Source organism: Gracilibacillus dipsosauri, assembly GCF_003176895.1.
Taxonomy (GTDB): Bacteria; Bacillota; Bacilli; order Bacillales; family Amphibacillaceae; genus Gracilibacillus; species Gracilibacillus dipsosauri.
Window position 1 is genome coordinate 317,273 of the sequence record NZ_QGTD01000008.1, and the last position, 21,030, is coordinate 338,302.

A 21,030-nucleotide genomic window follows, 5' to 3' on the forward strand; every position below is an offset into this window, starting at 1 on the left:
TGAAAATGGATGCAGGATTTGGAGGATTTTTACCAATTATACTCATTGGGTTAATTGTTATCGCAGTTGCTATACTGTTTACATTTATTCCTGTAATGCTATGGATTAGTGCACTAGCAGCAGGGGTAAAGGTCAGTATCTTCACACTTGTTGGAATGCGTTTAAGAAGGGTTGTCCCATCCCGTGTTATTAATCCATTGATTAAGGCACATAAAGCAGGACTTGGAGTTACCACGAACCAACTAGAGAGTCATTATTTAGCAGGTGGTAATGTAGACAGAGTGGTAAATGCATTAATTGCAGCACAACGAGCAAATATTGAATTAAGCTTTGAACGCTGCGCAGCTATTGACTTAGCAGGACGTGACGTATTAGAAGCAGTCCAAATGAGTGTTAATCCAAAGGTAATTGAAACACCATTTATCGCAGGTATTGCAATGGATGGAATCGAGGTAAAGGCAAAGGCTAGAATTACTGTTAGAGCGAACATTGATCGACTTGTCGGTGGTGCTGGTGAAGAGACGGTAATTGCTCGTGTTGGGGAAGGGGTCGTTAGTACAATTGGTAGCTCGGAAGCCCATACGAAAGTATTGGAAAACCCTGATTCTATCTCCCAAAATGTTTTAAACCGTGGGTTGGATGCTGGTACTGCGTTTGAAATTCTATCTATTGATATTGCCGATGTAGATATCGGTAAGAACATTGGAGCTATTTTGCAAACAGACCAAGCAGAGGCAGACAAAAACATTGCGCAGGCAAAAGCAGAAGAACGACGTGCAATGGCGGTTGCTCAAGAACAAGAAATGTTGGCAAAAGTCCAAGAAATGCGTGCCAAAGTAGTAGAAGCAGAAGCAGACGTACCACTTGCTTTAGCAGAGGCGCTACGTTCTGGGAAAATGGGTGTAATGGACTATATGAATTACAAAAATATTGGAGCAGATACCGATATGAGAGATGCAATTGGTAAATTAACGGACACGGATAAAGACGATGATACCAATCAGTAGTTTTATTAATTCATCAGCCAACTCTTACTGGAAAGGAAGAGAATAATGGATGATATTTTAGGCTTTCTTCCCGCTATCATTGCAGTGCTCTTGTGGGTTTTCGGCCTCTCCAAAGCTAACGAGAAAAAGAATAGCAATCAACCTAAGCAAATGAAAAGAGCTTCTACAGCTCAGCATCAATCTCGAGAAGAACAACAGACGAGCGTACCAGAGGAAACCTTGCAGAGTGAGCCGAAAATAGAACCTATTCCAGCTAGTGGAGAGGCTAGCTTTCAAGACCAAAAACGTGACCAGATGGAACGTTTAAAAGAAAAGCTTCAGAATGCGCAGGACGTTCGCCAGCAGCAATTAGGTGAGCATGATGCTTTACCTAATAGATCAAGCCTTAAAAGACAAAGTGAAAATAAGAAAATTGCTAGTCTTTCACTCAAGAGCAATTTAACAACGAAGGGGATTGCCCAAGGGCTGATTATGGCAGAGGTATTAGGTAAACCGAAAGCATATCAAAATATTCAGAAGAAAAATAGCTATAAACCGTAACTGGTTTATAGCTATTTTTTATTTTAGTAAAGTAAGTAAGATACACAGCATTCTAAGCTCAAAGTAAACGTACCTATTCAAGCATATAGCTAACTAACTTTTCATACAATGAAATGAAGGGGGCGTTGTGCTGTGCGGCAATGGAAAGATAAGCTATCAAGATTCGTAACTAAAACATTTGATCTTCCTTCTGAAGTCATGTTGGAACTCCCACGTATTACCATGATAGGTTCCATTCATGCCTATATCGAAAATCATCAAGGTTTAATAATCTTTCAATCCAATGAACTTTTGCTGAAGGTGCACAATGGCTTTATTAAGATTATTGGATCTGATTTTGTACTGAAAATGATGGTCGGACAAGAGATCTTACTAGAAGGGAAAATTACGGATGTAACTTTCCAAAAAGAGATAAATGGAGGGAAAACATAGATGTTTCTCGAGAAAAAAAGCTGGTTAAAAGGGTATGTCACCATAAAAGTGATAGGTGAATATCCAGAAAAATTTTTTGAGTTATGTGCGAAAAATGGCATACAATCATGGGATATAAACAAAATAAATAGGACAACTTGCACTGGTATTGTTAATGTAAAGGATATCCCTAAGCTACGCAAAGTTAAAAGGAAGACTATTCATAAGGTTTATTTCCGTGACAAAAATGGTTTTCCTTTTTTTATGAAGCATACCTTATACCAAAAACCACTACTCATTGGATTTATGATTGCAGTGTGTTTTATTTTTTTCCTTTCTAACATGGTCTGGCGAATCGACATCAATGGATTAGATAATGAATTGGATAAAAAAGTCATGGAGCACCTCACCGAGTATGGTGTGACAAAGGGGAGCTTGCAATGGAATATAGCTTCACCAGCGGAAATTCAAAAAAAGCTCCTAGAGGACATTCCAGAGTTATTGTGGATCGGCGTAACGAAAAGAGGGTCAAACTTCCATTTAGAGGGTGTTGAAAAAACACTAGTGGAAAAGCCTGAAGAGGAGGAGCCAGGCCACCTAGTTGCTGCGAAAGAGGGGGTAATTGTAGATCTTTACGTTGAAAACGGACAACCTCTTGTAAAACCAAATGATGTAGTAAACAAAAACGATATCCTCATTTCTGCTTATTTAGGTGACCAAAAAGAGGAGGACAAGAAGGAAGAGGAACAAGCTCCAAAGCCTCTTGTTGCTAAAGGGGAAGTGATTGCTAAGGTTTGGTATAGAAGTGAAATTGAGCTTTCGATAGACGATAAGTATGAAGTGCTAACAGGGGAGAGTGAAAAGAAGCATTATTTGAAGGTTATAGATTGGCTCATACCTGTTTGGAATTTCCGATATCCTGATTACAAAAATAGCCAAATGGAGGTAAATGAACGATCTTTCTATTTCTTGAAATGGAAGCTGCCAATAAGTTATGTGGAACAGACTATATTTGAGAAAGAACAAATCGAGGAGAAACGGTCAGAGGATGAAGCGAAAAAACTTGCACTCCAACAGGCGAAAAGAAGGTTGAAAAAAAGCATACCAATTGATGCAGAAATAATAGATGAAAAAATTTTGCACGAACGAGTAGAGCATGGTAAAGTTAAATTAACAATATATTACACCGTTCTAGAAGACATTGTAAAAAGACAAACAATAAATCAAGGAGATTGATTATGTCAGAGGATTTTAAATTAATTAATTTACAACTAGAGAACCCAAACGAAGCATTAAATTTATTCGGTACAGAAGACCGCCATCTCAAACAATTAGAAGAACAGTTACAAGTTTCCATTGTTTCAAGAGGAGAACAAGTAAGCGTTTCTGGAACAATGGAAGATAGAAAAATGATCCAAGAAGTGTTAGATGGATTACTTCACATCATTCGAAAAGGGATTGCGGTAACAGAACGCGATGTTATTTATGCTGTAGATTTAGCAAAAAGAGGAAAAATCGATCAACTTGAGACATTATTTGAAGACGAGATTACAAAAAACGCTAAGGGTAAATCAATTCGGGTAAAAACGCTCGGTCAACGAAATTATTTGCAAGCAATGAAACGAGATGATTTGGTTTTTGGAATTGGTCCAGCCGGTACAGGAAAAACCTATTTAGCCGTTGTGATGGCAGTATCTGCTTTGAAAAGTGGTAAAGTAAAAAGAATCATCCTAACAAGGCCTGCAGTAGAAGCAGGGGAAAGCCTAGGATTTTTACCAGGAGATTTAAAAGAAAAGGTTGATCCGTATCTACGTCCACTTTATGATGCATTACATGATGTGCTTGGCAATGAACATACGATGAGATTAATTGAACGTGGAACAATTGAAATTGCACCACTTGCTTATATGCGAGGGCGAACATTAGATGATGCTTTTGTCATTTTAGATGAAGCGCAAAATACGACTACCGCTCAAATGAAAATGTTTTTAACAAGACTTGGATTTGGGTCAAAAATGATTATCACTGGTGACGTAACTCAAATTGATTTACCAAAAGGGGTTTATTCAGGATTAGTGGAGGCAAGGGAAAAGCTCCAAAATATGAACGGAATAAGCTTTGTTACTTTATCTCAGTCAGATGTAGTCAGACATCCAATCGTGCAAAAAGTCATTGAAGCCTATGAAAAGAAATAAAAAGCGCAAATGTAAAATCTCATGCGTGTAAATAACTAATGATTAAACCATTCTTTGAATAATCAAAAGAGGGATGATGATGAGAAAACAAAACATAACAAAGGATATACATAAATACTTAAAATATGATTGGATACAATTTTTACTAACATCCCTCATTTGTGCCTCTATTTTTTTTCTGGTGACGTATTCCAATGTATATACGGAAACATATGACATCGAGAAATTTTCAACAGCAAATGAAACGATTCGTTCCCCTATCACCATTGAAAACACAAAGGAGACGGACAGTCGTATACGAGAAGCTGTTCAATCAGTAGAGGATCACTACGAGATTTCATTAGAAGTGGCAGATGAAAGGGTCTCTGCTGTCCACGAAATATTTGAAGCAATTGAAAAAGTGGAATCAGAGGATTTGAAGAAGACACTATCACTTCCATCCGTCACAATCGATGACAAAATTTCCTACTTGAAGGACCTTGTTCAAGATGAAGCCATTCGTGAAATTGATGATCAAGTATTTCTCTCCTTATTCGAAGCAAGTCCAGAGAATAGAATGCTTGCTAAAGAATTATTGACGACTGCATTAAATGATGCTTATCATACAGGGGTTCAAATAGAAGAAGAGAACAAGGTAATAGAGTCAATCCAACAAAAGCTGCATTATTCAACACTAGATAATAGCTTTGTACGGTCTTTATATCCACTTATTTCCTATGGAGTCGAACCAAACTCCTTTTTCTCAGCAGATAAAACAAATGAAGCCCAACAAAGAGCTAGAGAGAATGTTGAGCCTGTCATGATTCGTGCTGGTGAAATCATTGTTGAAGAAGGAAAATTAATTACGAATGAAATTTATGAAGAGCTTAAGATTACAGGGCTTTTAAATGAAGAGAGGAATATATTCCCGTTAATTGGGCTATCGCTTTTATTACTTCTCCTAGCGTCCATGATGTTTTTGGAGATGTGGCATGCAAAGAAAAAGAAAGCATTGAAGCTTAGTTCGTTAATTGCCATTATTATTATTAGTATTTTTATTGCTAGTTTAATGAAGGTCGTCAGCTTTTATACGACTACGGTAAATCCTCTTTATTTTGTCGCGCCAATTGCTGTAGCATCTATGCTTTTAAAAATCTTAGTCAGTGAGCGGCTAGCAATCGTTTTTTCTATTTTTTATGCAATGGTAGGTAGTGTCATTTTTAATGCGAACATACCTGGCCTGCTTAATATGGAGGCAGGAGTATACTTTTTGATTACACAGCTAGCTAGCATTTATTTTTTAGCCAATGTGAAGGATAAAATGGCGATTTTAAAGGCTGGCATCAGTATCTCGTTATATAATATTGTCACTGTATCTTTATTTTTATTATTATCGTTTGAGAAATATGACTGGTTAGACTATTTAATGTTTAGTGGATATGGCTTTCTTTCTGCCATGTTCTCAACCGTGTTAACAATTGGAATGCTTCCATTTTTTGAGTCAGGATTAGGAATTATTTCAGATTCAAAGCTTTTGAGCCTGTCTAGTCCGAATCAACCGTTGTTGAGGAAATTATTGATTGAAGCACCGGGTACCTACCACCATAGTATTATGGTTGCCAATTTAAGTGAAGCAGCTTGTGAAGCAATTGGTGCGAATGGATTACTTGCACGAGTAGGTGCTTATTATCACGATTTAGGGAAAACCGTTCGACCACATTACTTTATTGAGAATCAAATGGGAATGAAAAACCCCCATGATTTTTTGGACCCTTACGAGAGCGCTGAAATCATTCTTCAGCACCCTTTGGATAGTGCAGAAATGTTAAGAAAAGATAAGCTTCCAAAAGAAATCATTGATATTGCCCTGCAGCATCACGGTACAACCTTGTTAAAATTTTTTTACTATAAAGCAAAAGAGGTTAATGAGAAGGTTCCAGAATCCGAATTTCGTTATCAAGGTCCTAGGCCTAGATCAAAGGAAGCCGCAGCAGTATCGATTTGTGACTCAGTAGAAGCTGCTGTTCGATCACTCAATCATCCAAACCAGGAAGAAATAGAAAATATTGTAACATCCATCATAAAGGATCGTGTGTTAGATGGGCAGCTTAACAATAGTTCTTTAACATTAAAAGAATTAGAAACAATGAAAAGCGTCATCTGTGAAACATTAAAAGGTATTTATCATTCAAGGATTCAATATCCAAAAGAAGAGTCGATCAAGGAGGCAAAATAACATGGAGATTGATTTTATCGATGAAACAGAAAGTATTAAACAGGATTATCTGGAACTTATCAGTCGATTATTAAGTTATGCAGCAACAGAGGAGAAAATACCTGACAATGCTGAATTATCACTCACATTCGTAGACAATGAGGAAATTCAACGATTGAATAAAGAATACAGGAGTCTTGATCGACCTACTGATGTGCTTTCCTTTGCATTAGAGGAGGAACAAGAAGGAGAATTGGCTATAAATGGTGAAGGATTGCCTCTTGTTTTAGGAGATATTATCATTTCGGTAACCAAAGCAGAGGAACAAGCAAAGGAGTATAATCATAGCCTATCAAGAGAACTAGGTTTTCTTGCGTTACATGGCTTCTTGCATTTACTTGGATACGACCACATGGAGAAGGATGAAGAAACAAAAATGTTTTCAAGACAAGAGGAGATCTTAAATGGCTTCGGATTATCGAGGTAAGAATAGGTTCCATTTTGGGTTTCGTTATGCATGGAAAGGATTAAAAGTCGCCATATTAACCGAGCGAAATGTCAAAATACACCTATTAGCTATGATAATGGTGATCATTATCGGTCTGATAACTAAACTATCCACAGTGGAATGGGCTATCCTTTTTCTAACCATTGGTGCGGTCATTAGTATGGAAATAATGAATACTGCCCTCGAAAGAGCTTTAGACTACTTAGAGCCAAAAAAACATACCGCCATAGGTACCGCAAAAGATCTTGCTGCAGCAGCTGTTTTAGTTACGGCAATCATTGCCATCATCATAGCATGTCTAATTTTTTTGCCAAAATGGTTAGCAATTTTAGCATAGTGCTATCAAAATTAGAGATTATACGAAAGGGAAAGTGAACTTATTTAGGAAGCTTTCCTTTTTCAATTTGTACAAACTTAAAAGGGAGGCGAATGAAGCTTGTTTGAGTTTCTAACCTCTAGATAATGATAACCAACCTTCCAAAAAACAACATCACATGTTAGAATGTTTAAACAATGCCAATTCGTGTAGAATATTAGGGAATACATCCTTTTTACAGGTTTTAAAAAACATTACCACTAGTTTTGTCGAATGCATGAAATACACAGCAATTTATAGTATGATATACATATAGCAGCCAACAAGAGAATAGCGGAGGAACAGTATGGAAAACACTTTCAAATCAGGATTTGTAGCTATAATTGGAAGACCTAATGTCGGGAAATCTACCTTTATGAATAGAGTAATTGGTCAAAAAATTGCCATTATGAGTGACAAGGCGCAAACAACGAGAAATAAGATTCAAGGTGTATACACAGATAAGGAAAAACAAATTGTTTTCATTGATACGCCCGGAATTCACAAACCGAAGCATAAACTAGGCGATTTTATGGTCAAAATTGCAGAGAACACTTTAAATGAAGTGGATGCAATTATGTTTATGATCAATGCTGATGAAGGGTATGGTCGCGGAGATCAATATATTATCGATCGACTAGCAACTAATAAAACACCAGTTTTTTTAGTCATTAATAAAATTGATCTCATACATCCCGACGAACTTTTGCCACTTATTGAATTATATAAGGACAAGTATCCATTCCAAGAAATTATTCCAATTTCAGCATTAGAAGGTAATAATGTATCCCATTTAATGGACATTTTTACAGAGTATTTGCCTGAAGGACCACAATTTTATCCAGAGGACCAAGTAACCGATCATCCAGAAAGGTTTATCATTGGAGAATTAATTCGTGAAAAGGTTCTTCATTTAACAAGGGAAGAAATTCCACATTCTGTAGCAGTGGTCATAGACCAAATAGAGAATCGTGGAGATGATCAAAAGCTCTTGATACAAGCAAGTATCATCGTTGAGCGAAAATCTCAAAAAGGTATTATTATAGGCAAGCAAGGTAAGATGCTCAAGGAAATTGGAAAAAGAGCAAGGCAGGATATTGAACGTTTACTTGGTTCGAAGGTTTATTTAGAGCTTTGGGTAAAGATCCAAGAAAATTGGCGAAATAAACCGCATCAGCTCCATGAGTTCGGTTTTAAACAGGATGAATATTAACGAATGGAGTAGCTTTCTTCATCATTTTACTATGATAAATGTATGATCATTGAAAATCATACATGGTAAATATTATTACTAATTGAATGACTGTTTTGGGTAATTCTATTAATGAGCACAATGATTAATGACCAAAAGGAAAGGTGAGATTTATTGTGATCGATGTACCATGGAAAATTTTCAGTCAAACAGGTAATATTGAAGCATATTTATGGATGAAGCAAATGGAAGTAGAAGAACCAATAATGGAGGATGATTCTTCCGACGATCAGCAAGAATCTTTACTAAAAGATACACATTTTTAATTGTAGAAAGGGAAAGGTGAAGCTTGTGTTCGAAAAAGTAGAAGGCTTCATTCTTAAAACACAGGATTACGGAGAAACTCACAAAATTGTGACATTACTAACGCCAACAATGGGGAAAATTGGCGCAATAGCACGTGGTGCAAAAAAAACAAAAAGTAGAATGGCTGCTATCACGCAGCCATTTATTCATGGTAATTTCTTAATCCAACCTGGTACTAGTCTAGCCACGATCCAACAGGGTGAAGTCCTATCTTCTTTTCGAGGAATTAGAGAGGATATCTTTAAAACAGCTTATACAAGTTATTTAGCTGAATTAACGGATAAGCTAATTGACCCAAAAAAATATAATCCGTTTCTTTATAAACAGCTTCTTCAAACGGTTAGATGGATTGACACTGACAAGGATGCTGAAGTCTTGACGATGATATATGAGTGGAAAATGTATCAAGAGGCGGGTTTTGCGCCTATCGTTGACAAATGTGTTCACTGTGGCCGAAACGAAGGGCTTCATTATTTTTCTGTACATGAGGGAGGGGTGCTGTGTTCCGCATGTTCTTATAAAGATCAGTATGCCTTTTATGTTTCAGAAAACTTACATCGACTACTTGTTGTTTTTTCCTTAATTGACATGGAACAAATAGGAAACATCTCTATCAAAGCAGAAAATAAACGCTTATTACATCAAATAATGGATCAATATTATGAACAGCATGGTGGCTTTTATCTTAAATCGAAAAAGTTTTTAAAGCAGATGGATCAATTAAAAAAACCTTAGAAGTTGACAATGGATTAGATTTCTCTTATTATGTAGAATAATGGAATGACGTTTCTGCGTGGAGAGAGAGTAGTACTTTTCATCCATTCTTAAAAGCGAGTCTAGGTTGGTGGGAGCTAGATAGGAATGCGTTAAGGAAGGCGCTCTGGAGCAGTTTTTTTATAAAGTGGTTATCCTATAGAAATGGATAACAAATAGGGTGGAACCGCGGGCAACCCGTCCCTATGCTTTATCAGTGGATAAAGCATAGGGACGGGTTTTCACGTTAGAGAACGCGATTTTTAATGGGGGTAGTGAACATGAATATTCAAGAAATGATCTTAACATTACAGAAGCATTGGTCAGATCAGAATTGTATTCTGATGCAAGCATATGATGTGGAAAAAGGAGCTGGTACCATGTCTCCTATGACCTTATTGCGTAGTCTTGGGCCAGAGCCTTGGAATGTAGCTTATGTAGAACCATCCAGAAGACCTGCTGATGGAAGATATGGACAAAATCCAAATCGTCTTTATCAACATCACCAGTTTCAAGTGATTATGAAGCCATCACCTGCAAATATTCAAGAGTTATATTTGAAATCACTCGAAAAGCTTGGTATAGATCCGAAAGAGCATGATATTCGTTTTGTAGAGGATAATTGGGAAAACCCAACTTTGGGTGCAGCTGGCTTAGGTTGGGAGGTTTGGTTAGATGGAATGGAAATTACGCAATTTACGTATTTTCAACAAATAGGTGGTCTAGAGGCAAAACCAGTAGCAGTGGAAATTACGTATGGTATTGAGCGTCTTGCATCCTATATTCAGGATAAAGAGAATGTTTTCGAATTAGAATGGACGAAGGGTGTAACAGTAGGAGACATTTTTTATCAACCTGAATACGAGCACTCCACCTACACGTTTGAGGAATCAAATACAGAGATGCTGTTCGAACTATTTTCAACCTATGAGGATGAGGCAAAACGAACAATGGAAAAAGGATTAGTATTTCCAGCATATGATTATGTCTTGAAATGCTCTCATACGTTTAATTTATTAGATGCCAAAGGGGTTATCTCTGTGACAGAGAGAACTGGCTATATCGGAAGAGTGAGAAATCTTGCTCGAGAAATCGCAAAGCTTTATGTAGAAGAAAGAGAGAGGCTTGGTTTTCCGATGTTGAAAGGAGAGAGTAACGTAAATGAAAACAACTAATGTTTTATTCGAGATTGGCTTAGAAGAAATGCCTGCTCGTTTTATGGACAATACAGAGAAGGAATTAAAGGAAAAGACAATAAATTGGTTAGAGGAAGTCAGATTATCCTACCAAAAAATCAACACATACATTACGCCAAGACGATTTGCTGTATTAATCGAAGGACTTCAGCTGAAACAAGAGGATCAAGTAGAAGAGGCAAAAGGTCCTGCAGAGAAAATTGCAAAAGACGAAAATGGAGGCTGGACAAAAGCTGCAATTGGTTTTTCAAAAGGTCAAGGTAAGACCGTTGAAGACTTATACATGAAGTCAGTTAAAGGTACTAACTATGTATTCGTGAAGAAGTTTATTGAAGGCAAGAGTACGGTGGAGCTTTTACCACAATTTAAGGAAGTCATTTTAAACTTACACTTTCCAAAAAGTATGCGTTGGGCAAATGAAAGCATTCGCTATATCCGTCCAATCAAATGGATCGTTGCCTTACAGGATCATGAAGTAATTCCACTTAGTATTGCCGGAGTTAAATCTAGTAATATAACGTATGGACACCGCTTTTTAGGTGGAAAGATTACCATCGATCAACCACTTCAATATGAACAGCTTCTAGAAAGGGAATATGTAATTGCAGTAGCACATAAACGTGAGCAGCTTATTTTAGAAGGGATCAAAAGACTAGAAGAGCAAAACAATTGGCAAATTCCAGTTGATCAAGACTTACTAACAGAGGTGAAAAACCTTGTAGAATTTCCTACAGTCTTTAGTGGTAAATTCCATGAATCTTTTTTACATTTACCAAAAGAAGTGTTAATTACGACGATGAAGGAACACCAACGATATTTCCCTGTTCAATCTACCGAAGGAGAATTGTATCCTTATTTTATCGGTGTAAGAAATGGTACAGCAGAACATATCGATACCGTTGCACGAGGTAATGAGAAGGTGCTACGAGCTAGACTACAAGATGCGCAATTTTTCTATGAAGAGGACCAAAAGCAATCGATAGAACGGAATATAGATAAGCTAACTCGGATGGTTTTCCAAGAAAAACTTGGAACAATTGCAGATAAGTCAAAAAGGATAGTGAATATCTCAGAAATAATAGTGGACCATCTTGGTTTATCAGAGAAGGACAGAACACTTGTAAAACGAGCCGCAGAAATCTGTAAGTTTGATCTTGTTACAAATATGGTAACGGAATTTACGGAGCTTCAAGGAATTATGGGAAGAAATTATGCCTATATTTTTGGTGAGGATCCAGCAGTGGCCCAAGCAATAGAGGAACAATATATGCCACGCCATGCGAATGCAGCATTACCTGAAAGCATTGTTGGTACAGTAGTCAGTATTGCCGATAAGCTAGATACTATTGTTGGTTGTTTTTCTGTCGGGTTAATCCCTAGTGGTTCACAGGATCCTTATGCTTTAAGGCGACAAGCTTTAGGGGTCATTCAAATGATCGCTCATCAAGGATGGAGCTTGAATTTGGATCGATTAGTGAAGGAAGTACAAGCTTTATATTCTACTAAGGGTGACAATAAGGTACTATCTCAGCTAGAATCATTTTTTAAGCAAAGAGTTGCATATATTATGAAGGAGGATAATATTGAAGCAGATGTGATCGATGCCGTCTTAATTAATGAACTTGTCAATATTTCCTTTGTAAAAAGAAAAGCACTCGTACTAAGCGAAAAAAGAAATGATCCTACTTTTAAAGCAAAACAAGAGGCCTATGTTCGCGTCATTAATTTAGCCAATAAAGCAGAGAAGATCGATTCCGTTAGGCCAGAATTATTTGAAAATGAGCAGGAAAAGCAACTCTTCGGTACTTATCAATCGATCCAATCAGCATACTTAGAACTCCTTCAGCAACAAAAAGCTCAAGAAGCGTTAACTGCTTTAGATCCGCTTGTTCAGCCAATTCATCAATTTTTCGATCATACCATGGTTATGGCAGACAACGAAATGGTCCGAGCAAACCGCTTATCTCTACTGAGTGTTATTGCCAAAGATATTAAAAAGTTTGCTGATTTAACACTGATCCAATGGAAGCAAGTTCAAGGTTAGTGAGACCCAGGGGGCTAAAGAGGTAATGGAGAAAAAAATAATCTATGTCGTTTCGGATTCGGTTGGTGAAACAGCAGAATTAGTGACAAAAGCAGCATTAAGCCAATTTTTGGATGAAACCGATTATGATCTGTATCGTATACCATATGTAGAAAGCTTTGAAGTTTTGCGTGGTGCTGTCTACCACGCAAAGCAATTAGGAGCACTCATCGGATTTACTTTAGTAAATAATGAATTAAGAGATTTTCTCGTAGAGGAGGCAGCTTCTAAACAAGTTGAATGTGTGGATATTATGGGACCAATGCTTAGGGCAATGGAGCGGAAGTTTAGCTTGAAATCTAAGCAAGAGCCAGGCAATATTCATAAATTAGACGAGGATTACTTTAGAAGAGTGGAAGCAATAGAATTTGCTGTCCGGTACGATGACGGGCGAGATCCACGAGGGGTGATGCAAGCAGATATCGTATTAATTGGTGTCTCAAGAACTTCAAAAACACCATTATCACAATATTTAGCACACAAAAAATTAAAAGTAGCGAATGTCCCAATTGTGCCAGAAGTGGACCCACCAGAATCACTTTTTCAAATTCCCACACATAAATGTATAGGATTAAAGATAAGTCCTGAAAAACTTAACGGGATACGTAGAGAGAGACTAAAGTCTCTAGGGCTTAGTGATGGAGCAAGCTATGCCAATTTAGATAGAATCGAAGCAGAACTTAACTTCTTTGATAATGTAATCCAAAGATTAGGTTGTCCAGTTATCGATGTTTCCAATAAAGCAGTCGAAGAAACAGCGAATATTATTTTAAATATGATTAACCAACCATATTGGAATTTAGAAAATGATAATGGTGAAAAAATCGATGAATCATAAAGGAATAGAAAATTATTTCGAATTCCTCGTATTTATTATTGGAAATTAACACATAATTGTTTTATAATAATATTTTGTGTAAAACAAAATATAAATTTATTATAACCTTTTTTATAGTTTTTCTAGGAATAATTTTAAGGAAAAGCAGGAATTTGCTAATTTTTGTAGAATAATTTAGCATAAGGGTTCATTTTTTTTACGATTGCCAAACAAAAATCCTAATAACAAAGGTTGTTTTAGTTAGTGCAAAAAGAGGTATTATGATATTAAAGGGGAATTCTCTTTTTCTTCACAGAATGAGAAATTTGTCGAATGTTAAAATAGAATATGCTTTTATAATTTGATTAGAATTGGTGATAAGTATGGCTAATCAGTATACAGATGAAACGATTGCGTCTGTTCAAGCCGCAAATGATGTAGTAGACATTGTTGGCGAATATGTCCAACTAAAAAAGCAAGGCAGGAATTTCTTTGGACTATGCCCTTTTCATTCTGAAAGCACCCCATCTTTTTCCGTAAACCAGGAGAAACAAATTTTTCATTGCTTTGGCTGTGGTAAAGGTGGAAATGTTATTACATTTATGATGGAAATCGAAGGCTTTTCCTTTCGACAGGCCATCGAATTTTTAGCTGATAAATCTGGTCATACCTTACCAAAAGCTTCCGAAACAAATAAAAAAGAACCTTCTACGGAAGAACAGGCGATACTAGAAGCGTATCAATGGCTAACTAAATTATACCATCATCTCCTGAGACATACAAAAGATGGGAAAAAGGGCTTGGAGTATTTGTATCAAAGAGGTTATTCTGATGAATCTATAGATACATTCCAGCTAGGCTACTCACCACAATCCAAAGATTTCATTTTGCAATTTCTAGAAAATAAAGGTTTCCATCGTCAAACAATGGTGAAAGCAGGACTCTTAACAACAAATGATCAACAAAATTATGTGGATCGTTTTCAAGGAAGGATTATTTTCCCTATTCGTAATGCAATTGGAAAAACAGTCGGTTTTGGTGGAAGATCGATTAATGGACAGGATCCCAAGTATTTAAATAGTCCTGAATCACCTGTCTTTCAAAAAAGTAAATTACTTTATAATTTTGACTTGGCACGAAGTGAAATTCGCAAGAAAAGTGAAGCCATATTATTAGAAGGTTATGCAGATGTTATTGCTGTCCATCAAGCAGGTGCAAAAAATGGTATTGCATCATTAGGAACGTCTTTAACAGATGCACATGCAAGTATTCTCCGAAGGTATGTTGATACGGTTTTAATTTGTTTTGATGGCGATGATGCCGGTCAAAATGCAACGTATAAAGCAATCAAGCTATTAAAGAATGCTGGATGTACAGTGAAAGTAGCTAACTTACCAAAAGGCTATGACCCAGATAGTTATATTCAAGAATTTGGTGCAACTAGTTTTAAGGAAAACGTACTCCAGGCGAGTTCATCAGAAATGACTTTTCTTATTAATCATTTGAAGAAAAATTTTAATCTTCAACATGAAGGAGATCGGATTAGATATGTAGAAAGTATTATAGGAGAAATTGCTTTACTAAAAAGTCCGATCGAAAGAGATCATTATATCCGGGACTTATCTGATCAATTTGATTTATCTTATGATGCATTAAATCAGGATTTAATGTCAAGGATACGTAACAACAGTAAAAATGATGATAACCGTCAAGACTTTGGTCATACTAAAGATGGAAATCATCTAATGAATCGACGGAATCAAAAAGTATTATCAGCGTATCAGAATGCAGAGAGAAGACTTATTGCTTACATGCTACAAAATGCTCATGTTGCAGAAAGAGTAAAAAATAGACTTGGATCAAAGTTTAATCTAGAACAACACCAAATTATTGTTACCTATCTTTATGGCTTCTATGAGGAAGGAAATGAACCAAATTCAAGCCATTTTCTCACATATATAGAAGATGAAACGATTCGTAAGCTAATTGTTGAATTGTCCATGCTTGATTGTAGCTGGGAAATTACGGATAAAGAAATGGATGACTATATTAGAACCATCTTAGCTGAACAGACGGATCATGTTCGGATTAAACAACTAGAACAGGAACAAAAGCTACTAGAGAAAACAGATCCGGTAAAAGCAGCTCAAATTGCGATGGAAATATTAAAGATAAAGCAACAATCAAAAAATGGAGCAAGTTTTTAGAAGGAGGGGCACTCATGGCAAATAATAAACCATCACGTTCAAAGGAGCCTGAACTTACATTAGAACAAGCAAAAGAGCATTTAATGGAAATCGGTAAAAAGCGTGGTGTTTTAGCATATGAGGAAGTTGCTGAAAGACTATCAAATTTTGAATTGGAATCAGATCAGATTGATGAATTTTATGAGCAATTGAACGAGCAAGGTGTGGAAGTAATTGGAGATAATGATGAAGATCCAACTTTACAACAGCTATCAAAAGAAGAGGAATTTGATTTAAATGACCTAAGTGTACCTCTAGGTATTAAAATAAATGATCCTGTTCGGATGTATCTAAAGGAAATTGGTCGTGTGGACTTATTATCGGCAACAGAGGAAATAGATCTAGCGAAACGAATCGAAGAGGGCGATGAATATGCCAAGAAACGTTTGGCTGAAGCCAATCTACGACTTGTTGTAAGTATTGCAAAACGCTATGTCGGTAGAGGAATGCTATTCCTTGACTTAATTCAAGAAGGGAATATGGGGCTAATTAAGGCAGTTGAAAAATTTGACTTCCGGAAGGGATTTAAATTTAGTACGTATGCCACTTGGTGGATTCGCCAAGCCATTACAAGAGCGATTGCCGATCAAGCACGAACCATCCGCATTCCTGTGCATATGGTTGAAACGATCAACAAATTAATTCGCGTGCAACGTCAATTATTACAGGATTTAGGACGGGAACCTACACCAGAAGAAATTGCTAAAGACATGGATCTTACACCTGATAAAGTGAGAGAAATTCTTAAAATTGCTCAAGAGCCCGTTTCTTTAGAGACTCCAATTGGGGAAGAAGACGATTCGCATCTTGGAGACTTTATAGAAGATCAAGAAGCTACCTCGCCATCCGATCATGCCGCTTACGAATTACTAAAAGAACAACTAGAAGATGTATTAGACACGTTAACTGATCGAGAGGAGAATGTTTTACGCCTTCGCTTTGGACTTGATGATGGAAGGACTCGAACACTAGAAGAAGTTGGAAAGGTGTTTGGTGTCACAAGAGAACGTATCCGTCAAATTGAAGCAAAAGCATTGCGAAAGCTTCGCCATCCTAGTCGTAGCAAGCGATTAAAAGACTTCCTTGAGTAGGGGATTTGAATGACCTTCTGTGTACTTACGCAGAAGGTAGCTTTTTTATACGGAAGTAAATAGTTGGCTTTTACCACCGTTTATGCTCTAATAAAAGTGACTTCATTTCCTTAACACAAGACCGATATAAATAAAGAAAGAATTTCGTTGTTCGGGGATGATCTAATGGATGAAGCTAGAAAAGAAACGGTGATTAAGGAAATCAATTACTGGAAGACACATCAATTGCTTCCAGAGCATTATTGTGATTACCTGCTTGCATTATATACCGAAGGAGAAGGAGAAAAGCTTGCTAACAAACAGTCGACACCATATTATTTATTGATTTACTTTTTTAATGCATTATTGTTCTTGTTTCCTGTGCTTATTTTTCAGCTGACTGATTCTCTTTTTTTACAAATTGTAGGCGTTTTAGTAGTATTAGGTATAAGCGGTAGTTTTGTTCGTCTAACTACAAGAAAAACTTATTTAAAAGAAACCTTTTCTATCCTTATTTTCTTTATAAATTTCTTATACAGTACCGTCATTTTTTTAAACATATACATTGGCATAGATTGGATTACGATAATATTGATTTACTTAAATGGGATTACATGGATTCTATTTGGTAAGGTAAAAGGCAAGTTCTTTCTACAAGCAGCAGGTGTTTTTGTTGTAATCATTGCCAGCATTTTCGTCGGGTTCGAATATTTTTAGTCAAATTATCGAAATTTAATTAGAATCACTTTGCTTAAATGAGAATTTACAGTAAAATAGATATGGATTTGTATTTCTAATACATAACGATGAGACAAGCAATACATGTTACATAAGGAGGAACTAAAAATGAAAAAAAATCCTGTTATACCTTTTGCATTGATTGCTGTGTTAGGTATCCTAGCAATGGTTATTTTATCGGTACAAGGACTAAATCAACAGGAAGAGATTGCTAATGGTGGTGGCGAAGAAGTCGCCCTCGATCCTGAAGCTATTGCCCAAAACTGTATAGGCTGTCACGGTGGTGACCTAGAGGGTGTGGAAGGCTCTGGACCAAGCTTACAGAAAATCGGAAGTAAATATTCAGAGGAAGAAATCAATGAAATTATTATGAATGGTATTGAAGGTACGGCAATGCCTGGAGGATTAGTATCGAGCGAAGAAGCACAAGTCTTGGCTGAATGGCTTGCTCAAAAACAATAAAAGCGTAGAATAAGCTTTCTGTTTTCATAACAGAAGGCTTTTTTCTACACTTATACGGAAGGAATTATCATGTTATGCTGTCAAAAAGATTAGAGAAAATAGCAAAATACTTAGTAAAACCAATCAAATTTGCCGACATTGGTTCAGACCATGCCTACTTACCATGCTATGTTTGTCTTCAAGATGCTACTGCAATTGCCATTGCAGGAGAAATTAATCAAGGTCCATACCTTCGAGCGATTGAAACGGTAACAACCAACCAGTTGGAGAATAGAATACATGTCCGTAAAGGAAATGGATTAGAAGTGGTAAACGAAGGCGAGGTATCACAGATTACGATTGCAGGAATGGGTGGGAAATTAATCAAAAATATATTAGAGGAAGGGAAATCAAAGTTAACGGGTGTAAAAAGACTTATACTACAACCAAACTTAGATGCCGATATTGTTAGAAAATGGTTGTATCAGCACCGATATGCCCTTATTGCAGAAGAGATTATCGAAGAAGATGGCTATATATATGAAATTTTAGTTGCTGAACAGGTTCATTTCACACCGAGGATAACAGAAAAAGAATTAATGTTTGGGCCATTTTTATTAAACGAAAATAATTCTATTTTTCAAGAAAAATGGTGGAGGGAAAGAGATAAAAAAGAAATACTTCTGAATGAGATGCGTAAGGCAACCCATACTCCAAATGAAAAAATACAACAATTTACAAAAGAGATTCGTTTAATAGAGGAGGTTGTTGATGATGGAAACAACAGTTAAAGCCATTATTCAATTATTCGAAAAATGGGTTCCGAAGGATTATGCAGAATCTTGGGATAATGTAGGACTTCAAGTGGGAGATTTAGAACAGAGCGTACAAAATTTACTAATTACACTTGATGTAACAGATGAGATAGTAGAGGAGGCGATAGAGCATCAAGTACAGCTAATCATCGCCCATCATCCCTTATTATTTAAAGGTCTAAAACAAATTGATGTGAACGATTCAAAAGGAAGGATTATTCAGAAACTATTAAAAAACAATATTTCTGTCTATGCTGCACATACGAATTTAGATATGGTGAATGGTGGGGTAAATGACCTGCTTGCAGATAAATTGTGTTTAAAAAATCGTCAAGTTCTTGTACCTTCCATAACGGATAAACTATATAAATTTATGGTATATGTCCCAAAAAGTCACGCAAATGTGGTAAAAGAAGCAATTGGTAAGGAGGGTGCAGGTCATATAGGTAATTACAGTCATTGCACCTTTGAAACAGCTGGAATGGGTGCATTCAAGCCATTGGAAGGAACCAATCCATTCTTAGGAAAGAAAGGAAAAATCGAAGAAGTCGAAGAGATTAAAATAGAGACGATTGTAAAAGAAAAGCAGTTAAGTAAAATAATTGAGATGGCTAAACAAAGTCATCCATATGAGGAAATGGCCTATGATGTATTTCCTTTAAATAATTCAACGGAAACGCTTGGACTCGGACGAATTGGTTTAGTGGAAAAGGAAATGACCTTAAAGGAATATCTTTCTTTTGTGAAGGATGCTTTAGATGTTCCATTTGTGCGTTTTGTCGGGGATGAAAATAAGATAGTAAGGAGCGTAGCTGTCTTAGGAGGTAGCGGGAAAGGCTATATTATAAATGCAATAAAAATGGGGGCAGATGTCTATATTACAGGTGATTTAAGCTTCCATGATGCACAGGATGCAGAGCAGGCAGGTATTTGTCTGATTGATCCAGGACATCATGTAGAAAGAGTGATGAAAGATGGGGTAAAGTGCTATTTTGATCACCACCAAAAAGAATTACCAGCACCGGTTAATATAATCACATCCACCATCTCAACAGAACCGTTTAAATGTTATTAACGATTGTAATAAAAAGAGAATCAGTGGGAACTGATTCTCTTATTTTGCCTTGGCTTTTACCTTCGGCAATATTTTATTTTTGTCTACTTTTGAGTCCTTATCCCATGTGTCCGAATTGTTTGGATCAAATTGTTCAATAAACTTGATTACTTCTTTTGTTATAGGGGTAGGTGTTGATGCACCAGCAGTTATAGCTACTTTTTTAACTCCCTCTAACCATTCTAATTGAATTTCAGAAACATCGGCTATCCGATATGCTTGTGTACCGGCGAGTTCGATCGAAACCTGTGCAAGACGGTTCGAGTTATTACTTCGAGGATCTCCTACCACTAAGGTTAGGTCAGCATCCTTCGCTTGTTCGGCAACGGCTTCTTGTCGTACTTGGGTAGCCATACAGATCTCTTGTTCCATTTCTGTTTGCGGATATTTTTCTTTTACCTTTTGCATGACATCATAAACATCCCATTGACTCATGGTGGTTTGATTCGTAACAAGAATCTTATCAAAGCTCGATAAGTCAAGCTCTGAAACATCTGCTTCTGTTTGGATCAAATGAACATGATCCGGTGCAACTCCGATAGCACCTTCAGGCTCTGGGTGCCCTTTTTTGCCAATATAGACAATTTCATAATTTTCTTTTACTTTTTCACGGATTAAATCATGTGTTCTAGTTACATCAGGACAAGTAGCATCAAGAACCATTAAGCCCTTGTCTTCTGCTTTTTTCTTTACTTCTGGAGAGACTCCATGTGCAGTGAATATGACGGTTCCTTCTTCGATATCATCAAGCAGCTCTGAACGGTTTTTACCATCCAATGTATAGACACCTTGCTCCTTAAAAGCATTGGTTACGTGTGAATTGTGAACAATCATACCTAGTATATAGATTGGTCGAGGTAGATTGGGATCCTTAACTGCATTTTGCGCAATGACCATTGCATCGACAACACCATAGCAATAGCCACGTGGAGCGATTTTAATTACTTCCATTCTGGTTCCCCCTCTGTACTTTCTTGCATAGATCAAGT

The 21,030-nt window shown here is 36.7% G+C and carries 21 protein-coding genes and 1 other annotated feature; of the genes, 20 read left to right on the forward strand and 1 reads right to left on the reverse strand.

Annotation, left to right across the window (positions count from 1 at the left end):
* The first annotated feature begins 5 nt into the window (after positions 1-5).
* The 20 genes from floA to DLJ74_RS08620 all read left to right on the forward strand — a co-directional run bounded on the left by floA (position 6) and on the right by DLJ74_RS08620 (position 20,002).
* Complete coding sequence (gene floA / locus DLJ74_RS08525; RefSeq protein WP_054787729.1) at positions 6-1,007, forward strand: flotillin-like protein FloA; 1,002 nt, start codon at positions 6-8, stop codon at positions 1,005-1,007.
* Between the two features lie 45 nt (positions 1,008-1,052).
* A complete protein-coding gene (locus DLJ74_RS08530; protein WP_109984154.1) occupies positions 1,053-1,547 on the forward strand; it encodes a hypothetical protein in 495 nt (164 codons plus the stop codon).
* Positions 1,548-1,679: 132 nt separating this feature from the next.
* On the forward strand, positions 1,680-1,979 hold the full coding sequence (gene yqfC / locus DLJ74_RS08535; RefSeq protein WP_054787727.1) for a sporulation protein YqfC: 300 nt from the start codon (positions 1,680-1,682) through the stop codon (positions 1,977-1,979).
* On the forward strand, positions 1,980-3,194 hold the full coding sequence (gene yqfD / locus DLJ74_RS08540) for a sporulation protein YqfD (RefSeq protein ID WP_109984155.1): 1,215 nt from the start codon (positions 1,980-1,982) through the stop codon (positions 3,192-3,194).
* Between the two features lie 2 nt (positions 3,195-3,196).
* Complete coding sequence (locus DLJ74_RS08545) at positions 3,197-4,153, forward strand: PhoH family protein (protein ID WP_109984156.1); 957 nt, start codon at positions 3,197-3,199, stop codon at positions 4,151-4,153.
* Positions 4,154-4,232: 79 nt separating this feature from the next.
* On the forward strand, positions 4,233-6,368 hold the full coding sequence (locus tag DLJ74_RS08550; RefSeq protein WP_109984157.1) for an HD family phosphohydrolase: 2,136 nt from the start codon (positions 4,233-4,235) through the stop codon (positions 6,366-6,368).
* 1 nt (position 6,369) lies between these two features.
* On the forward strand, positions 6,370-6,834 hold the full coding sequence (ybeY, locus tag DLJ74_RS08555; RefSeq protein ID WP_054787724.1) for an rRNA maturation RNase YbeY: 465 nt from the start codon (positions 6,370-6,372) through the stop codon (positions 6,832-6,834).
* A complete protein-coding gene (locus DLJ74_RS08560; protein ID WP_109984158.1) occupies positions 6,812-7,192 on the forward strand; it encodes a diacylglycerol kinase family protein in 381 nt (126 codons plus the stop codon). Before ybeY ends, DLJ74_RS08560 begins: the two co-directional genes overlap by 23 nt.
* Before the next feature lie 325 nt (positions 7,193-7,517).
* Entirely contained in the window at positions 7,518-8,423 is a 906-nt protein-coding gene (gene era, locus DLJ74_RS08565) for a GTPase Era (RefSeq protein WP_054859266.1), read from the forward strand.
* A 155-nt stretch (positions 8,424-8,578) separates the two neighbouring features.
* Positions 8,579-8,728 carry a YqzL family protein gene (locus tag DLJ74_RS08570; RefSeq protein ID WP_109984159.1) on the forward strand — a complete coding sequence of 50 codons (150 nt, stop codon included), beginning with the start codon at positions 8,579-8,581 and terminating at the stop codon, positions 8,726-8,728.
* Positions 8,729-8,753: 25 nt separating this feature from the next.
* Positions 8,754-9,503, forward strand: coding sequence for a DNA repair protein RecO (gene recO, locus DLJ74_RS08575; RefSeq protein ID WP_054859682.1), 750 nt, complete (start codon positions 8,754-8,756; stop codon positions 9,501-9,503).
* Positions 9,504-9,553: 50 nt separating this feature from the next.
* Positions 9,554-9,730, forward strand: a binding site (T-box leader).
* A 72-nt stretch (positions 9,731-9,802) separates the two neighbouring features.
* The gene (glyQ, locus tag DLJ74_RS08580; RefSeq protein ID WP_054859267.1) at positions 9,803-10,696 is read left to right on the forward strand and encodes a glycine--tRNA ligase subunit alpha; all 894 of its coding nucleotides are present in this window, start codon (positions 9,803-9,805) and stop codon (positions 10,694-10,696) included.
* Entirely contained in the window at positions 10,683-12,761 is a 2,079-nt protein-coding gene (gene glyS, locus DLJ74_RS08585) for a glycine--tRNA ligase subunit beta (RefSeq protein WP_109984160.1), read from the forward strand. Before glyQ ends, glyS begins: the two co-directional genes overlap by 14 nt.
* Before the next feature lie 25 nt (positions 12,762-12,786).
* Positions 12,787-13,638, forward strand: coding sequence for a pyruvate, water dikinase regulatory protein (locus DLJ74_RS08590; RefSeq protein WP_109984161.1), 852 nt, complete (start codon positions 12,787-12,789; stop codon positions 13,636-13,638).
* Positions 13,639-14,000: 362 nt separating this feature from the next.
* Positions 14,001-15,824, forward strand: a complete 1,824-nt coding sequence (gene dnaG / locus DLJ74_RS08595; protein WP_109984162.1) for a DNA primase — start codon at positions 14,001-14,003, stop codon at positions 15,822-15,824.
* Between the two features lie 14 nt (positions 15,825-15,838).
* On the forward strand, positions 15,839-16,954 hold the full coding sequence (rpoD, locus tag DLJ74_RS08600) for an RNA polymerase sigma factor RpoD (RefSeq protein ID WP_054787787.1): 1,116 nt from the start codon (positions 15,839-15,841) through the stop codon (positions 16,952-16,954).
* Between the two features lie 165 nt (positions 16,955-17,119).
* The gene (locus DLJ74_RS08605; RefSeq protein WP_109984163.1) at positions 17,120-17,650 is read left to right on the forward strand and encodes a hypothetical protein; all 531 of its coding nucleotides are present in this window, start codon (positions 17,120-17,122) and stop codon (positions 17,648-17,650) included.
* Positions 17,651-17,779: 129 nt separating this feature from the next.
* Positions 17,780-18,133 carry a cytochrome c550 gene (gene cccA / locus DLJ74_RS08610; RefSeq protein ID WP_054859272.1) on the forward strand — a complete coding sequence of 118 codons (354 nt, stop codon included), beginning with the start codon at positions 17,780-17,782 and terminating at the stop codon, positions 18,131-18,133.
* 74 nt (positions 18,134-18,207) lie between these two features.
* Positions 18,208-18,903 (forward strand): tRNA (adenine(22)-N(1))-methyltransferase, encoded by a 696-nt coding sequence (locus tag DLJ74_RS08615; RefSeq protein ID WP_109984164.1) that lies wholly within the window; start codon positions 18,208-18,210, stop codon positions 18,901-18,903.
* On the forward strand, positions 18,887-20,002 hold the full coding sequence (locus DLJ74_RS08620; RefSeq protein ID WP_109984593.1) for a Nif3-like dinuclear metal center hexameric protein: 1,116 nt from the start codon (positions 18,887-18,889) through the stop codon (positions 20,000-20,002). Before DLJ74_RS08615 ends, DLJ74_RS08620 begins: the two co-directional genes overlap by 17 nt.
* A 39-nt stretch (positions 20,003-20,041) precedes the next feature.
* Here DLJ74_RS08620 and DLJ74_RS08625 read toward each other — a convergent pair whose 3' ends face one another.
* Positions 20,042-20,992, reverse strand: a complete 951-nt coding sequence (locus DLJ74_RS08625) for a 4-hydroxy-3-methylbut-2-enyl diphosphate reductase (RefSeq protein WP_109984165.1) — start codon at positions 20,990-20,992, stop codon at positions 20,042-20,044.
* Between the last annotated feature and the right edge of the window lie 38 nt (positions 20,993-21,030).

Bases quoted from the DNA above. Each gene is read 5' to 3' on its own strand.
- DLJ74_RS08615 (WP_109984164.1), top strand. From the start codon at position 18,208: ATGCTGTCAAAAAGATTAGAGAAAATAGCAAAATACTTAGTAAAACCA.
- glyQ (WP_054859267.1), top strand. From the start codon at position 9,803: ATGAATATTCAAGAAATGATCTTAACATTACAGAAGCATTGGTCAGAT.
- DLJ74_RS08625 (WP_109984165.1), bottom strand. From the start codon at position 20,992: ATGGAAGTAATTAAAATCGCTCCACGTGGCTATTGCTATGGTGTTGTC.
- DLJ74_RS08550 (WP_109984157.1), top strand. From the start codon at position 4,233: ATGAGAAAACAAAACATAACAAAGGATATACATAAATACTTAAAATAT.
- DLJ74_RS08530 (WP_109984154.1), top strand. From the start codon at position 1,053: ATGGATGATATTTTAGGCTTTCTTCCCGCTATCATTGCAGTGCTCTTG.
- glyS (WP_109984160.1), top strand. From the start codon at position 10,683: ATGAAAACAACTAATGTTTTATTCGAGATTGGCTTAGAAGAAATGCCT.
- dnaG (WP_109984162.1), top strand. From the start codon at position 14,001: ATGGCTAATCAGTATACAGATGAAACGATTGCGTCTGTTCAAGCCGCA.
- era (WP_054859266.1), top strand. From the start codon at position 7,518: ATGGAAAACACTTTCAAATCAGGATTTGTAGCTATAATTGGAAGACCT.
- yqfD (WP_109984155.1), top strand. From the start codon at position 1,980: ATGTTTCTCGAGAAAAAAAGCTGGTTAAAAGGGTATGTCACCATAAAA.
- floA (WP_054787729.1), top strand. From the start codon at position 6: ATGGATGCAGGATTTGGAGGATTTTTACCAATTATACTCATTGGGTTA.
- rpoD (WP_054787787.1), top strand. From the start codon at position 15,839: ATGGCAAATAATAAACCATCACGTTCAAAGGAGCCTGAACTTACATTA.
- DLJ74_RS08560 (WP_109984158.1), top strand. From the start codon at position 6,812: ATGGCTTCGGATTATCGAGGTAAGAATAGGTTCCATTTTGGGTTTCGT.
- DLJ74_RS08620 (WP_109984593.1), top strand. From the start codon at position 18,887: ATGGAAACAACAGTTAAAGCCATTATTCAATTATTCGAAAAATGGGTT.
- DLJ74_RS08545 (WP_109984156.1), top strand. From the start codon at position 3,197: ATGTCAGAGGATTTTAAATTAATTAATTTACAACTAGAGAACCCAAAC.
- DLJ74_RS08605 (WP_109984163.1), top strand. From the start codon at position 17,120: ATGGATGAAGCTAGAAAAGAAACGGTGATTAAGGAAATCAATTACTGG.
- DLJ74_RS08590 (WP_109984161.1), top strand. From the start codon at position 12,787: ATGGAGAAAAAAATAATCTATGTCGTTTCGGATTCGGTTGGTGAAACA.
- ybeY (WP_054787724.1), top strand. From the start codon at position 6,370: ATGGAGATTGATTTTATCGATGAAACAGAAAGTATTAAACAGGATTAT.
- cccA (WP_054859272.1), top strand. From the start codon at position 17,780: ATGAAAAAAAATCCTGTTATACCTTTTGCATTGATTGCTGTGTTAGGT.